Annotated in this window: 15 protein-coding genes and 1 riboswitch; of the genes, 4 read left to right on the top strand and 11 right to left on the bottom strand. The window is 74.2% G+C overall.

Going from position 1 to position 14604, the window contains the following annotated elements:
- Window positions 1–11: 11 nt before the first annotated feature.
- The 3 genes from O2W14_RS02035 to O2W14_RS02025 all read right to left on the bottom strand — a co-directional run bounded on the left by O2W14_RS02035 (window position 12) and on the right by O2W14_RS02025 (window position 3116).
- On the bottom strand, window positions 12–569 hold the full coding sequence (locus O2W14_RS02035; RefSeq protein WP_237496471.1) for an MSMEG_0572/Sll0783 family nitrogen starvation response protein: 558 nt from the start codon (window positions 567–569) through the stop codon (window positions 12–14).
- Window positions 570–588: 19 nt separating this feature from the next.
- Window positions 589–1428: an amidohydrolase family protein gene (locus O2W14_RS02030; protein ID WP_269174421.1), complete on the bottom strand. Its 840-nt coding sequence runs from the start codon at window positions 1426–1428 to the stop codon at window positions 589–591.
- A gap of 254 nt (window positions 1429–1682) precedes the next feature.
- Complete coding sequence (locus O2W14_RS02025; RefSeq protein ID WP_269174420.1) at window positions 1683–3116, bottom strand: glycine hydroxymethyltransferase; 1434 nt, start codon at window positions 3114–3116, stop codon at window positions 1683–1685.
- 17 nt (window positions 3117–3133) lie between these two features.
- Window positions 3134–3226, bottom strand: a riboswitch (ZMP/ZTP riboswitch).
- Between the two features lie 278 nt (window positions 3227–3504).
- Here O2W14_RS02025 and O2W14_RS02020 point away from each other — a divergent pair.
- Both O2W14_RS02020 and O2W14_RS02015 read left to right on the top strand, forming a co-directional pair.
- Entirely contained in the window at window positions 3505–4083 is a 579-nt protein-coding gene (locus tag O2W14_RS02020; protein WP_269174419.1) for a DoxX family protein, read from the top strand.
- A gap of 63 nt (window positions 4084–4146) precedes the next feature.
- On the top strand, window positions 4147–4365 hold the full coding sequence (locus O2W14_RS02015) for a hypothetical protein (RefSeq protein ID WP_269174418.1): 219 nt from the start codon (window positions 4147–4149) through the stop codon (window positions 4363–4365).
- A gap of 101 nt (window positions 4366–4466) precedes the next feature.
- On the opposite strand, the gene O2W14_RS02010 is transcribed toward O2W14_RS02015, so the two are convergent.
- From O2W14_RS02010 to O2W14_RS01980, 7 genes are all read right to left on the bottom strand, one after another.
- Window positions 4467–5855, bottom strand: coding sequence for a metallopeptidase TldD-related protein (locus O2W14_RS02010; RefSeq protein ID WP_269174417.1), 1389 nt, complete (start codon window positions 5853–5855; stop codon window positions 4467–4469).
- Window positions 5856–5934: 79 nt separating this feature from the next.
- Window positions 5935–7449 carry a TldD/PmbA family protein gene (locus tag O2W14_RS02005; RefSeq protein ID WP_269174416.1) on the bottom strand — a complete coding sequence of 505 codons (1515 nt, stop codon included), beginning with the start codon at window positions 7447–7449 and terminating at the stop codon, window positions 5935–5937.
- Window positions 7450–7488: 39 nt separating this feature from the next.
- Window positions 7489–9357, bottom strand: a complete 1869-nt coding sequence (locus tag O2W14_RS02000; RefSeq protein WP_269174415.1) for a cation:proton antiporter domain-containing protein — start codon at window positions 9355–9357, stop codon at window positions 7489–7491.
- A 30-nt stretch (window positions 9358–9387) separates the two neighbouring features.
- Window positions 9388–9726, bottom strand: a complete 339-nt coding sequence (locus O2W14_RS01995) for a UBP-type zinc finger domain-containing protein (protein WP_269174414.1) — start codon at window positions 9724–9726, stop codon at window positions 9388–9390.
- Window positions 9727–9829: 103 nt separating this feature from the next.
- Window positions 9830–10579 carry an SDR family oxidoreductase gene (locus O2W14_RS01990; RefSeq protein ID WP_269174413.1) on the bottom strand — a complete coding sequence of 250 codons (750 nt, stop codon included), beginning with the start codon at window positions 10577–10579 and terminating at the stop codon, window positions 9830–9832.
- Between the two features lie 111 nt (window positions 10580–10690).
- Entirely contained in the window at window positions 10691–11044 is a 354-nt protein-coding gene (locus tag O2W14_RS01985) for a nuclear transport factor 2 family protein (RefSeq protein WP_269174412.1), read from the bottom strand.
- The gene (locus O2W14_RS01980; protein WP_269174411.1) at window positions 11044–12009 is read right to left on the bottom strand and encodes an alpha/beta hydrolase; all 966 of its coding nucleotides are present in this window, start codon (window positions 12007–12009) and stop codon (window positions 11044–11046) included. Before O2W14_RS01980 ends, O2W14_RS01985 begins: the two co-directional genes overlap by 1 nt.
- A gap of 80 nt (window positions 12010–12089) precedes the next feature.
- On the opposite strand from O2W14_RS01980, the gene O2W14_RS01975 reads away from it, so the two are divergent.
- Together O2W14_RS01975 and O2W14_RS01970 are read left to right on the top strand one after the other, a co-directional pair.
- The gene (locus O2W14_RS01975) at window positions 12090–12623 is read left to right on the top strand and encodes a MarR family winged helix-turn-helix transcriptional regulator (RefSeq protein WP_269174410.1); all 534 of its coding nucleotides are present in this window, start codon (window positions 12090–12092) and stop codon (window positions 12621–12623) included.
- Window positions 12624–12639: 16 nt separating this feature from the next.
- The gene (locus O2W14_RS01970; protein WP_269174409.1) at window positions 12640–13443 is read left to right on the top strand and encodes an MBL fold metallo-hydrolase; all 804 of its coding nucleotides are present in this window, start codon (window positions 12640–12642) and stop codon (window positions 13441–13443) included.
- 15 nt (window positions 13444–13458) lie between these two features.
- On the opposite strand, the gene O2W14_RS01965 is transcribed toward O2W14_RS01970, so the two are convergent.
- Window positions 13459–14517: a flavin-containing monooxygenase gene (locus O2W14_RS01965; RefSeq protein ID WP_269174408.1), complete on the bottom strand. Its 1059-nt coding sequence runs from the start codon at window positions 14515–14517 to the stop codon at window positions 13459–13461.
- Between the last annotated feature and the right edge of the window lie 87 nt (window positions 14518–14604).

Raw genomic sequence — 14604 nt, 5'->3', positions numbered from 1 at the left:
TGACGGCGGGATCAGAGGTTGTAGGTCGAGTTGATGATGGCGCCCTTGCGGGCGTAGTGGATGAGCGCGTCCTGCACGTCGAGGGGGTGGCAGGGGATGGTGCCGGCGATGAGGTCCTCCTCGCGGAGGCCGTGCAGGCTGAGCCCGAAGCGGCAGACGTAGACCGTGCCGCCCTCCTCGATGAAGCGCTCGATCTGGTTGTTGATGTTCTGCTCGCCCGGGAAGCCGGAGTCGCCGGTCGTCGGGAAGCCGCGGGTGGCCATCGCGTTCATGGCACCGGGGCCGTAGAAGTACAGGACCGACTCGTAGCCCTTGCGGAGTGCGCGCAGCGCCTGCAGGCAGGCCACGAAGGCGACCGAGGACTCGTGCGCGATGCCGTGCACGAGCGTGAAGTAGGACTCGCCCTCGCCGGCCTGGTAGTCGGGGAAGATCTTGGTCGAGCCGTAGATGTTGCTGCCCTTGGGCAGCGAGGGGTGCGCGATCTCGCCCTTGCTGGTGTCCTGGGCGGCCTTGAGGTCCGCGTCGCTGATCAGCGGGGTGCCGGTGGTGGCGGGCAGGGTCGTGGTCATCGTGATCCTCCGGTGGGTGTCAGAAGCCGTGCAGGGACTCGAAGTTGCGGCGGAAGAACAGGTCGGTGAGCTCGCTGCCGCCGGTGGCCGCGAGCAGGCGGGCGTGCTCGCCGGCGAAGTCGCCCCAGGGCTGGTCGGAGGCGAACAGCACCCGGTCGGCACCGACGCCGCGGCGCTCGATCTCGGTGGCGAACCAGCGCGGGGCGAAGCCGATGGCCCAGCTGGTGTCGGTGTAGACGCGCTTGCCGGCGGCCACCCAGTCGAAGAAGAGGGAGCCGATGAGCTTGATGTGGCCGCTCATCCCGCCGCCCATGTGCACCAGGTGGACGGCGACGTCGTCGGCGTAGCGGTCGACCAGCTTGCCGACCTGGTCCAGGTCGCTGGCCGCACCGGGGCTGGTGTGCACGTGCACGACCAGGCCGTGATCCCGTGCTGCGCCGAAGATCACGTCGAGCTGGGGGAGGCAGCCCGGGTCGTCGACGCCGCCGCCGAGCAGGAAGGACAGCTTGAGCGCGGCGACGCCGTCCTCACCGGCGAGCGCGAGCGCCTTCTCGGTGGCGACGGCGTCCTGCGGGCGGGGGCTGGTCCACAGCCCGGCCACGATGCGGTCGTCGCGCTGGGCCGCCTCGACGACCAGCTCGTTGAGCGCGAAGGACGCCGTCGGGTCCGGGACGCCGTAGTTGGGGATGACCAGCGCACGCTCGGTGCCCTCGGCGTCCAGGTCGGCGATCAGCTCGTCGATCGTGGCGCGCGCGGTGGTGTCGGGGTTGACCGGCGGGCCGCCGTAGAAGGGGAACGCGGGGAGCACGCCGAGGTGCCGGTGCGCGTCGTGCACCAGCCGCGGGGCCCTCGTCGTCATGGCGAGAACGGTGCTGGGCGCGCGTGTCGCCGTGGTGACGTCCGGAACGAGATGCCGTTACGAAGGCCGCACCACGGCCCTCCCCGGTTTCCGCCGCGTGGCCGAGTCCGCACGGGGTCGCGGATGTGCGCTCATGGCCGCCTCCCGCGGGGTGAGACGGCCACGAGCGCACGACGGCGAGGCCCGGGTCCGCGAGTGTGCGCTCAGCGGGGTCCGCGAGTCGTCAGGACCCCGCTGGGCGCACGGTCGGTGCGTCAGGCCAGGTCGAGCTCGACCTCGGGGTAGAGCGGGTGGGCGTCGACCAGCTCGGCAGCGCGGGCGCGCACCCGCTCGGCGACGGCCGGGTCGAGCCGGTACTTGACCTTCGAGTCGCCCTCGGCCCGGGTGTTGCTCAGGACGTCGACCATCAGGTCGCCGACCTCGGCCAGCTCGGCCTCGCGCAGGCCGCGGGTGGTCAGCGCGGGGGTGCCCAGCCGGATGCCGGAGGTGTACCAGGGGCCGTTCGGGTCGGCCGGCACCGAGTTGCGGTTGGTGACCAGGCCGGCGTCCAGCAGCGCCGCCTCGGCCTGCCGACCGGTGAGCCCGTAGGCGCCCACGTCGGCCAGCACCAGGTGGTTGTCGGTGCCCCCGGTGACCAGCCGGGCGCCGCGCCGCAGCAGCTGGTCGGCCAGCGCCCGGGCGTTGGCCACGATCTGCTGCGCGTAGTCGGCGAACTCCGGACGCCGCGCCTCCGCGAGCGCCACGGCCTTGGCCGCCATGACGTTGGGCAGCGGGCCGCCCAGCACCATCGGGCAGCCGCGGTCGACCGAGGGGGCGTACTCCTCGGTGCACAGCACCATCCCGCCGCGCGGTCCGCGCAGCGACTTGTGCGTGGTGGTCGTGACGACGTCGGCGTGCGGCACCGGGTCGAAGTCGCCGGTGAGCACCCCGCCCGCGACCAGCCCGGCGAAGTGGGCCATGTCGACCAGCAGCGTGGCGCCCACCTCGTCGGCGATCTCGCGCATCGCGGCGAAGTCGACCCGCCGCGGGTAGGCCGAGTAACCGGCGACCAGGATCAGCGGCTTGAACTCCCGCGCCCGCTCGCGCAGCGCGGCGTAGTCGATGAGGCCGGTCGCCGGGTCGGTGCCGTAGCTGGACTGCTCGAACATCTTCCCGGAGATGTTGGGCCGGAAGCCGTGGGTGAGGTGGCCGCCGGCGTCCAGGCTCATGCCGAGCATCCGCTGGTCGCCCAGCGCCCGGCGCAGCTGGGCCCAGTCGGCCTCGCTGAGCGCGTCGACGTTCTTCACCCCGGCCCCGGCCAGCGCCGGGGTCTCCACCCGGTGGGCCAGGATCGACCAGAAGGCGACCAGGTTGGCGTCGATCCCCGAGTGCGGCTGGACATAGGCGTGGTCGGCGCCGAACAGCGCGCGGGCGTGGTCGGCGGCCAGCCGCTCGACGGTGTCGACGTTCTGGCAGGCGGCGTAGAACCGCCGTCCGGGCGTGCCCTCGGCGTACTTGTCGCTGAACCAGTTGCCCATCGCGAGCAGGACGGCGGGCGAGGCGTAGTTCTCGCTGGCGATCAGCTTGAGGCTGGAGCGCTGGTCGGCGAGCTCCTGACCGATGGCGGCGGCGACGGCCGGCTCGACCTGGGCGATGACGTCCAGGGCGCTGGTGAAGGCGGCGGTCTCGCGGGTGACGGTGCTGGTCACGGGGGCTCCTCAGGTCGAACGGGAGCCCAGGCGCGCGGCAGACGTCAGGTCGACGGGGCCGCTCCCCGGTGGTCGATCCCACCTGCGATGCGCCAGTCACGGCCCACCCCGAGGTTAACCGGGCCGGCGGCGACGCACCAGGTCCCCCAGTGCGCACTGATCGGCGTCCACGACCCGGATCAGACCCCGACGAGTGCGCAGCGGCGTGCGATCGGTCACGGTGTCGGGACGTCCGTGCAGCCCAGGCGCCCGTGGGCCGTGCGACGGACCACGCCGGATGGTTGACCTCTCAATCGCGCCCTACCGTCGGGGGACCGGGCAGCGCGCCGGCCGGGCCCCCACTGTCGCGGGCCGCTGGCGCCCCCACCCCACGGACGAGGAGCACCCCATGAGCACGAAGACGACCACGCGCCAGGACGTCGGCCTGCTGGCCCTGCGCGTCGGCCTGGGCGGCACGCTGTTCGCCCACGGCGCCCAGAAGCTGTTCGGCTGGTTCGGTGGCCACGGCATCGCCGGCACCACCGGCGCGATGACCGCGATGGGCTTCCAGCCGGCGAAGACCAGTGCCGTGCTCGCCGGGCTCGGCGAGGCCGCCGGCGGCGCGCTGCTCGCGGCCGGTCTGGCCACGCCGGTGGCCGGTGCCGCAGCCACCTCGACGATGATCGCCGCCGGCGCGGTGCACAAGGACGGCGGGTTCTTCGCCACCGAGGGCGGCTTCGAGTACACCGCCCTCCTGGGCCTGGCCGGCGCAGCGCTGTCGATCGCCGGCCCGGGGCGGTACTCCCTGGACGAGGTCCTGGGCGACCGGCTCAACCGCCCGTGGATGGCCACGACGGCGCTGACCGCCCTGGGCGGGGCCGCCGTCGCCCTCGTCGTCCGGCGCAACCAGGCGGTCAAGGCGGCAGCAGTGCCCACCGCCGACGACCAGCTCGCCGCCAGCGACCTCGGCGAGCACGCCGGCGCCTGACCCCGCTCCCGGTCGGCCGTGCGTGAGTCCCGCGGCCGGCCGGGGTAGGGGCTGGCCATGTCCATGAGCGCACCGTTCGACCCGGTCCAGCCCAGCACCGACGACGGCATCCCCGCCGCTGACGCCGGCAACGGCGCCCCGCCGCCCGCCGAGGGCTTCGGGATCGGCGGCGAGGAGCCCGACCGCCCGGAGCAGACCGGCGCGGAGTCCCCCGTTGCCGACCGTGGGTCCGACACCCCGTTCCGGACCCCGGACCCCACCGAGGTCCACCCCGCCGACTGACCCACCCGGGGGCCATGTCCGCGAACATGGCCCCGCCCCTGGGGGCGAAAGTGGCCACTTTCGTCTTCAAGGGCGTCAGCTGGCGCCCCTCACAGGGGGCGTCAGCTGGCGGGGCTGACGGAGCTCATGTTGAAGTCCGGGATGCGCAGCATCGGCATCGCGGCGCGGGTGAACCAGTCGTTCCACTCCCGGGGCAGGGTCCGCTCCGTGACGCTGGCCTCGGTGGCGCGGGAGAGCAGGTCGACCGGGGACTCGTTGAACCGGAAGTTGTTCACCGCCCCGACGACCTCGCCGTCCTCGATCAGGAACACGCCGTCGCGGGTGAGGCCGGTGACCAGCAGGGTCTGCGGGTCGACCTCGCGGATGTACCAGAGCGTGGTCAGCAGCAGGCCGCGCTCGGTGCGGGCGATCATCTCCGCCGTCGTCGCGGTGGCCGTGGGGTCCTCGAGGACCAGGTTGTCCAGGGCCGCCACGGCCGGGGCGCCCTGCTTCTCCGCCCAGGAGCGCGGGCGCACCAGGTTGGTCAGCACGCCGCCGGAGATCCAGTCGACGGCCGGGGTGGCCATGCCGTTGTCGAACACCGACGCGCTGCCCGAGGAGCCGCCGACCACCTGGAACGGCGAGGTCTCCAGCCCGGGGGCGTGCGGGTCGCTGCGCAGGGTCAGCGGCAGCGTGGCCAGCCGGTCGCCGATCCGGTTGCCGCCGCCGGCCTTGGCGTAGACGCTGCGGCCCTCGTCGGCGTCCCGGGCCTCCATCGCCCAGTAGGCGACGATCATCAGGTCGCTGACCGTGGACGGCGGCAGCAGCGTCTCGTACCGGCCCGCGGGGAGGTCGATGCGGTTGGCCGACCAGGCCAGCTTCTGCGCGACCTCGGCGGCCAGGTCGGCCACCGAGACGTCGGTGAAGTCGCGCGTGCCCACCCCGGCCCACACCGAGCGGGAGAAGTCGGCGCTCTTGCCGTTGAGCTCGACCCGGCCGGTGGGCTGGTCGTGCCGCAGCCGCAGGCCGGTCGAGGTGCCCAGCCAGGTGCTGGCCAGCTGGTGCTCGGCGAACCCGAACAGCAGCTCGCCGCGGTCACGGGCCTCGCCGAAGGCCTCACCCAGCGCGGGGGCGAAGTCGGCGAAGACGTCGATCGAGGTGGTCGCCGCGGGGGCGTCCCAGTCCCCCGACCCGGCCGGCGCCTCGGTGAGCAGCGGCATGGCGTCCTCGGCGGGGCCGGCGTCGCGGGCGGCCTGCTCGCTGGCGGCCACCAGCTCGGCGACGTCCGGCGTCCCGGTGCGGGCGACCGTGCCGACCGCCGTGCCGGAGCCGGTGTCGACGAAGGAGACCACCACGACCTGGCGCGAGCGCATCGCGCCGTTGGTGGTCAGGCTGTTGCTCGCCCAGCGGAGGTTGGCCTCGGAGCTGTCGGTGACGTAGACGACCTGGCCGTCGACGGTCGAGGCCGCCAGCGCCTGCTCGACGATCTTCTGCGGGCTGATGTTGCTCATCGCTCCGCTCCTCGCTCGCCGGCGCTCGCTGCGATGCTCACTCGCCGACTCGCTGGCGCTCGCCGGCCGAGGTGCTGGCTCATCGCCCACCCTCCTGCTTCGTGTTGAGGATGGTCGTGTTCTCGAACAGTGCGCTCGGGCAGCCGTGGCTGACCGGCGCGACCTGCCCGGGCTGGGCCTTGCCGCAGTTGAACGCCCCGCCGAGCACGTAGGTCTCCGGGCCACCGACCGCGGTCATCGAACCCCAGAAGTCCGTCGTCGTCGCCTGGTAGGCGACGTCGCGGAGCTGGCCGGCGAGCTGCCCGCCCTCGATCTTGTAGAACCGCTGGGCGGTGAACTGGAAGTTGTACCGCTGCATGTCGATCGACCAGCTGTTGTCGCCGACCACGTAGATGCCGCGCTCGACCCCACCGATCAGCGCCTCGGTCGAAGGGCCCTGCGGATCGGGCTGCAGGGACACGTTGGCCATCCGCTGCACCGGCACGTGGGCGGCGGAGTCGGCGAAGGAGCAGCCGTTGGAGCGCTCCATCCCGCGCAGCCGGGCCATGTTGCGGTCGACCTGGTAGCCGACCAGCACGCCGTCGCGGATCAGGTCCCACTGCTGGCCGGCCACGCCCTCGTCGTCCCAGCCGACGGTGGAGAGCCCGTGCTCGGCGGTGCGGTCGCCGGTGACGTTCATCAGCGGCGAGCCGTACTGCAGGTTCCCCAGCTTGTCGACGGTGGCGAACGACGTGCCGGCGTAGGCGGCCTCGTAGCCCAGCGCCCGGTCCAGCTCGGTGGCGTGCCCGATGGACTCGTGGATGGTCAGCCACAGGTTGGAGGGGTCGACGACGACGTCGTAGCGGCCGGCCTCGACCGAGGGCGCCTTGACCTTCTCCCGCAGCAGCTCCGGGAGCTGGGTCAGCTCACCGCGCCAGTCCCAGTGCTCCCCGGTGAGGAACTCCCAGCCGCGGCCCACCGGCGGGGCCAGCGTGCGCATCGACTCGAAGGTGCCGGTCGCCCGGTCCACGGTCGAGGCGGTGAACTCCGGGTGCACCCGCACGCGCTGCTGCCGGGTGCGGGTGCCGGCGGTGTCGGCGTAGAACTTCTGCTCCTTGACCTGCATGACGCTGCTGCTGACGTGCTCGACGCCGTCGGCGGCCAGCAGCTGCTCGGACAGCTCGGTCAGCAGCGCGGTCTTCTCCGCGTCCGGGACGGCGAACGGGTCGACCTCGTAGGCCGACACCCACTCCCCGTCGGCGTACACCGGCTCGGGGGCGAGCGCCACGCGGTCGGTGTTCATCGCCGCCGACACCCGGGCGACGGCGACGGCCTCCTCGGCCAGCCGCACCGCCTCGGCCGCGGTGAGGACGACGCCGGCGGCGAAGCCCCAGGTGCCCTCGTGCACGACCCGGACGGCGAGCCCGAGGTCCTCCCCGTCGGCCAGCGCCTCCAGCCGGGCGTCGCGCAGCCGCACGGTCTGGGTGCGGATCCGCTCGACCCGCAGGTCGGCGTGCTCGCAGCCCAGGTCGACCGCGCGGGTCAGCGCCGCGTCGGCGAGGGCGGACAGCGGGAGCGCGAGGAAGGACTCGTCGACGGAGCGTTCACCAGCCACGCACTGTGTCTACCAGGCACGGTCCGCACGGGCGTGCCGTCAGCCCAGCTCGCTGTCCACCCAGCACCAGCGCCACGCCTCGTCGGGCTCGGCGCTGACGATCACCGGGTGCCCGACCGCACCGAAGTGCGCCGCCGAGTGCCTGCGCGGCGAGGAGTCGCAGCAGCCGACGTGGCCACAGGTCAGGCAGCGGCGCAGGTGCACCCACGTCGTCCCCTCGCGGACGCAGTCCTCGCAGGCCGCGGCCGGGTCGGCCTCCCCCACCGGTGCCAGCCGCAGGTGCGCGCACTTCGCCTCGCGCGGCCGCGGGACCAGGGCCCGGTCCCGCTCGGTCGACTCCAGCTCCTCGTGCCGGTCCAGCAGCGACTCCTCGACGTCGATCTGGCCCAGCGCCGCCTCCAGCACGTTGCCCGGGGCGGAGCCCGCGTCCCGGGCCGCGACGACGACGTCCCGCTCGGCGTCGAGCATCTCCATCCGCAGCCGCGCGTAGATGCTCGAGGGCGTCTCCTGGTCGGCCAGCGGCCGGCCGAGGCGCTCCCAGCTGGCGTGCGACCGGGCGATCGAGCGGTCGCGGAGCCGGTGGACGACGCCGTCGGGCTCGTCGCCGGTGACCAGCTCGTCCAGCCGCCGCAGCCCGGCGGCGTTGGCGGCGTCGCTGAGCTCGGCGGCCCGCAGCGCGTCCTCGGCCGGGTCCGGTGCCGGCAGCCCCACCTTGCGCACCAGCCAGGGCAGTGTCGAGCCCTGCACGAGCAGGCTCCCGACGACGACGGTGAACGCCGCGAGCAGCAGCACCTCCCGGTCGGGCACGTCCTCGGGCAGCACCTGCGCGGCGGCGAGGGTGACCACCCCGCGCATGCCCGCCCAGGACACCAGCCCGGCGACGGCGGGGCTCCACGCCTCGCGGCGCATCCACGGCGTCCCGACGGCGAGGACGCCGGCCAGACCGAAGACGAACGCGAACCGGATGACGATCGTCGCCACCAGCACGCCGAGGCAGACGAGGACGATCCGCCCGGTGCCCAGGCCGCTGTCGGCCGCACCCGAGAGCAGGCCGGGCAGCTGCAACCCGATCACCAGGAAGACGCCGTTCTCCAGCACGAAGGCCACGGTGCGCCAGGTGATCGCCTCGGTGACCCGGGCCGACGCCGTCTGGATCTTCGGCGACCAGTGCGCCAGCGTCAGGCCGGTCACGACGGTGGCCAGGACGCCGGAGGCGTGCACCTCCTCCGCGGCGAGGAAGGCCAGGTAGGGGGCGACGAAGGACACCAGCGTGTCGAGCACCGGGTCCTTCAGCCGGGCCCGCGCGAAGCCGAGCACCGCGGCGACCACCCCGCCGACCAGCGCCGCCCCGACCACGGCCCAGACGAACTCCCCGGCGACCTCGGGGGCCGAGGGCGAGGAGGTCAGCGCCGAGACCGCGACGCTCAGCGCGATCAGCGCGGCGGCGTCGTTGACGAGGCTCTCGTGCTCCAGCAGCGTGGACACCCGCCGCGGCAGCCCGAGCCGGCGGCCCACCGCCGAGGCCGCGATCGCGTCCGGCGGGGCCACCACGGCGCCCAGCGCCAGCGCGGCCGCCAGCGCCACGCCGGGCAGCAGCAGCCAGGTCACCCAGCCCACGAACAGCGTCGTCACCACGACGAGCACGACGCTCATCGCGATGATGCTCGGTTTGTTGTGCTTGAAGTCGAACAACGACGTGCGTGACGTCGTCGCGTAGAGCAGCGGCGGCAGGATGGCGAAGAGGACGACGTCCGGGTCGAGCTGCACGTCGGGCACGTGCGGCAGGTACGACGCCGCGGCGCCGACCACCACGAGCACGAGCGGGGTCGGCCAGCCGAAGCGGTCGCAGGCGACGGCGACCACCCCGACGGCGATGACCAGGGCCACCAGCTGGGCGGTCAGCTCCATGGGGTCCGTTCCGTCACGGGGACGATCTTCTCAGTGCAGGTGCGACGTCCAGTCGGCCGGCACACGACCCGCCGGACCGGGCGCCGGCTGGTCGGCCGGGTGCGCGGTGGGCGCGACGAGCTGCGGGCCGCGCGCGAACTCGCCCGCGCCGTAGTCCCAGAACCAGTCCTCGCCGGGCTCGAAGCTCTGCACCACGCGGTGGCCGGTGCCCGTCGCGTGCGCGGTGGCGTGCTGGTTGGGCGAGGAGTCGCAGCAGCCGACGTGCCCGCAGGCCGCGCAGCGGCGCAGGTGCAGCCACCACGAGCCGGTGGCGTCGCAGTCCACGCAGCCGGTGCCGCTCGGCGGGACGGTCGGGTCGATCTGGTCCATGGGGTGCTCCTCGGGGGATCGGTGCCGCCGGCAGTCTGCCCGCCCGCGGGAGGTCTGGGGAAGGTCGTGCCCTGCTGCCGGGCCGGGAGCAGGGCACGAGGGGTCAGGCCTGGTCCTCGCCGCCGTCGAGCACCAGCTCGTTGCCGGTCATGAAGCTGCTCTGGTCCGAGGCGAGGAACAGCGCTCCGGCGGCGATCTCCGAGGTGTGCGCGACCCGCCTGAGCGGGATGCCGGCGGCCATCCCCTGCAGCATCTGCTGCGCGGCGGCCGAGTCCGGGGCCAGCGCCACCAGCCCCGGCGTCTCGGTCGGGCCGGGGACCAGGGTGTTCACCCGGATGCCGCGGCCGGCGAGCTCGACGGCCCAGGTCCTGGCGAAGGAGTGGACCGCGGCCTTGGAGGCGGCGTAGACGCTGAAGGACGGCGTCCCGTGCAGGGTGGCGGTGGAACCGGCCAGCACGATCGACGCGCCGTCGTTGAGCAGCGGCAGCGCCCCCTGCACGGTGAACAGGGTGCCGCGGACGTTGAGGTCGAAGGTCTGCGCGTAGTGCTCCGGGGTGATCTCCCCGAGCGCGGCGAACTCCCCGCCGCCGGCGTTGGCGAACACGACGTCCAGGCCGCGCCCGGCGGCGGCGATCTCGGCGAACAGCCGGTCGATCGCGGCGAGGTCGCTGGCGTCGCCCTGCACGCCGACCGCGCCGTGCCCGATCGAGGCGACGGCCTCGTCGAGCGCGTCCTGGCGGCGGCCGGTCAGGAACACGTGCGCGCCCTCGGCGGCGAACCGCTGGGCGGTGGCCAGGCCGATCCCGCTCGTCGCGCCGGTGACCAGTGCCGTCCTGCCCTCGAGCTGTCCCATGGTGGTGCCTTCTCTCGTGTCGGGGCGGGGTGACCGCCGCCCCGGACAACAACGTGACATGTCATCTGTTCCCGGACGGCGGAGGCGCCCATCGGCGCCCCCGCCGCACGCTCAGCCCTCGAGCACGGTCCAGAGCTGGGCGATCCGGCCGTCGACGACGCGGGCGACGTCCAGGCCGCCGAGCACCGGGTCGCCGTCCGGCGGGCCGAGCCGCCACGGCCGCATGCCCAGGTCGCCGATGCCGCGGAACGGACCGCTGGGGGTGAACCGGAACCCGGGCCCCTGCGCCAGCAGCCCGGTCACCGTGTCCGCCAGCGCCGCGCGCCCGGTGACCGTGGCCGCCGAGTCGGTGAACACGACGTCCTCGGCGAAGACCTCCGCGATCACGGCGGCCCGCCGGTCGGCGTCCGGCTCGTTGAAGACCTCGTCGACCATCCGGGTCAGCAGCTCCTCGGGGGTGGGCATCAGTCGGTGCCCAGCACGCCGCGCAGGAACGCGATGCCCTGGTTGATCGCGGCCTCGGCGGCGAAGGTGTGCCGCAGCGGCTGGAGGCCCACGAAGTCGTGGATGATCCCGCCGTAGCGCACCGCGGTGACCGGGACGCCGGCCGCGCGGAGCTTGGCTGCGTAGGCCTCACCCTCGTCGCGCAGCACGTCGGCCTCGGCCACGATCACCAGCGCCTGCGGCAGCCCGGCGAGCTCCTCGGTGGTGGCGCGCAGCGGGGAGGCGGTGATCTCGGCGCGCTGGGCCTCGTCGGTCGTGTACTGGTCCCAGAACCACTGCATGCCCTCGCGGGCGAGGAAGTAGCCCGTGGCGAACTGCTCGTAGGAACCGGTGTCGAAGGCGGCGTTCGTGACCGGGTAGTAGAGCAGCTGGCCCTGGAACTGCACGCCGCCCCGCTGCTTGGCCAGGATCGTGGCGACGGTGGCCATGTTGCCGCCCACCGAGTCGCCGGCCACCGCCAGGCGCGCCGGGTCCAGCCCGTTCTCGGCGCCGTTCATGGCGATCCAGTCGGCGACCGCCCACACCTGCTCGACCTGGGTCGGGTACCGGTGCTCGGGCGCCAGGTCGTAGTCGGGGAAGACCACGGCGGCCTGCGTGCCGACGGCGATCTCGCGCACCAGCCGGTCGTGGGTCACCGGGCCGCCGAACACCCAGCCCAGGCCGTGCACGTAGAGCACGACGGGCAGCGGGCCGGTGGCGCCCTTCGGCCGGACGATCCGCACCCGCACCTCACCGGTCGGGCCGCCGGGGACGACGAGGTCCTCGACGTCGGCCGGGGGCAGCACCGGCGGCGGGTCGGTCTGCACCTGGACGGCGATCTCGCGGCCCTTCTCCGGGGCCAGCTGGTACAGGAACGGCGGGGTCGAGTTGGCGTCGGCGAAGGCCTGCGCGGGCGCTTCGAGGACGGGCTTGACGGGGTCGGACACGGGGCTGCTCCTCGGCTGGGTCTCCACGGGAGACGGTCGGGGTCGACACTGACCGGACCGTCGAGCGGAAGTTACATGACATGTCACCAACTGCGGGAGCCCCCGAACCGGTCCTGACCGATGAACAGCAGGAGACCTGGTTCGCCTACATGCGGGTCGCGCTGCGGCTGACCTACGAGATGAACAGCCAGCTCCAGCGGGACAGCGACCTGTCGCTGCCGGACTTCCACGTGCTCAACGCCCTGGCCGACTCCCCGGGCGAGCGCCTGCAGCTGACGGCCCTGGCCGCCCGGATCAGCTGGGAGCGCAGCCGGCTCTCCCACCACCTGCAGCGGATGAGCGACCGGGGCCTGGTCGAGCGCGCCCCCTCGACCACCGACCGGCGGGCGACCGACGCCGTCCTCACCGACGCCGGCCGGGCCGCGGTCGCCGCCGCCACCCCCGCGCACGGCGCGTTCGTGCGGGCGGCGTTCTTCGACGGCCTGGACCCCGCGCTGCTCACCCCGCTGCGGACGGCCATGGAGCAGGTGCACGAGCAGGTGATCGCCCACGGCACGCTGCCCCGGCCCGCCCAGCTGCAGCACCGCCTGCCGGGGTTGACCCCGCCCGGCTGAGGGGTAACCGCCGCACATGCCCGACGCACCGGACGACGTCACGCTGACCTTCGGCGGCACCGCCACGACGCTGCTGCGCCTGGGCCCGTTCACGCTGCTGACCGACCCGAACTTCCTGCACCGCGGCCAGTGGGCACACCTGGGCTACGGCCTGCGCAGCCGGCGGCTCACCCAGCCGGCGCTGCTGCCTGCGCAGCTGCCGGCCCTGGACGCCGTCCTGCTCAGCCACATGCACGGCGACCACTGGGACCGGGTCGCCACCCGGTCGCTGCCCAAGGCCACACCCGTGATCACCACGCCCGAGGCGGCCGGCTGCCTGGCGAAGCGCGGGTTCACCGACACCTCGGACCTGCGCGCCTGGCAGACCCACGAGCTCACCCGCGGGGACGCCGTCCTGCGGGTCACCAGCGTGCCCGGCGTCCACGGGCCCGGCCCGCTGGCCCGGCTGCTGCCGCAGGTGATGGGCAGCGTGCTCGAGCTGGTGCGCGGCGGGGCGGTGACCTGGCGCGGCTACGTCACCGGCGACAGCCTGTTCCGGCCGGTGCTGGGTGAGGTGCTGCAGCGCTGCGGCCCGCTCGACGCGCTGGTCCCGCACCTGGGCGGCACCAAGGTCGCCGGCCTCACCGTGACCATGGACGCCCGGCAGGGCACCGACCTGGTCGAGCTGCTGCGCCCACCGGTCACCGTGCCGGTGCACTACGACGACTACGGCCTCTTCAAGAGCCCGATCGGGGACTTCGTGGCCGAGGTGGCCGCCCGCCGCGCGCCGGGTGAGATCCGCGTCGTCGGCCGCGGCGAGACGGTGTCCCTGCGCGCGTAGTGGAGCCCCAGCGGCTCACTTCTGGCGCGCCGGGACTCCATCGCGGACACGGCGGGCGGTGCGGCGGGCGTCCCGGTCGACGCCGTCGATGATCGAGCTGTTGACCCGGGTCTGCCAGGGCAGCCCCATCCAGTGCAGGCCCGGCACCGGCGAGGCGCCCCGGTCGTGCAGCGACAGCCCGGCGTCGTCCAGGGCGCCCGGGACGTCGACCCAGCCGGCCTCCGGCAGCGACCCGGTGCACCACAGGACGGCGGACACCCCGACCGTGCGGCCGTCGTCCAGCCGGAGCGCGGCACCCTCGGCGCCGACCACCCGCCCGGTGAGCCAGCCGATCGCGCCGTCGTCCCGCAGCCGGGCGAGGTCCCGGCCGCCGATCGCGTCGCCGCGCCGGCGGACGCCACGGGCCACCCGGCTGTCGCTGCCGGCGTTGAGCAGCCCGGACAGCAGCAGCCACCAGTAGACGCTCACGCCCAGCCGCCGCTCGGACAGGAAGCGCGGCTCCCGCGGCGCGACCACGGTGACCTGGTGCGTGGCGGCCAGCTCGACGGCCAGCTGCGCGGCGGAGTTGCCCGCGCCGACCACCAGCACCGGCCCGGGTGGGACGTCGGCGGGACGGCGGTAGCGCGAGGAGTGCAGCTGGTGCACCGCCGGGTCCAGCTGCTGGGCGGCGGCGGGCACCTGCGGGCGGGTGAACGGGCCGACGGCGAGCACCACCTGCCGGGCGTGGACCGGTCCGTCCGGCGTCTGCGCGCAGGAGCCGTCCGGGTGCCGCGTCAGCCGGGTGACCGGCGTGGCGGTGCGCACGGGCACCCCGAGCCGGGCCGCGTGGTCGCGCAGGTGGCCGGCCATCTCGGTGCGGCTGGGGGTGGGCGTCGGCCCGGCCGGGAAGCGGCCACCGGGGAGCTGGCTGAACCGGCGCGGGGTGAACAGCTGCAGGCTGTCCCAGCGGCGCAGCCAGCTGTCGCCCACCTCGCCGGCGTCGACGACCACGACGTCCCGGACGCCCTTCCGGGTCAGCCACCAGGCCGCGCCCAGCCCCGCCTGGCCGGCGCCGACGACGAGCACGTCGTGCACGGACGGCGGGGGGCTCGCCGGCCCGATCGTGCCACTCGACACTCGCCCCTTGACACGTTGGCTAACGCTGCTAGCTTTTGGCTAACG

Origin of the sequence: Modestobacter sp. VKM Ac-2986, assembly GCF_026967795.1 — a bacterium.
Lineage (GTDB): Bacteria > Actinomycetota > Actinomycetes > Mycobacteriales > Geodermatophilaceae > Modestobacter.
Note: the sequence above shows the minus strand (reverse complement) of the source record. Positions and strands in the feature narration are given on the sequence as shown.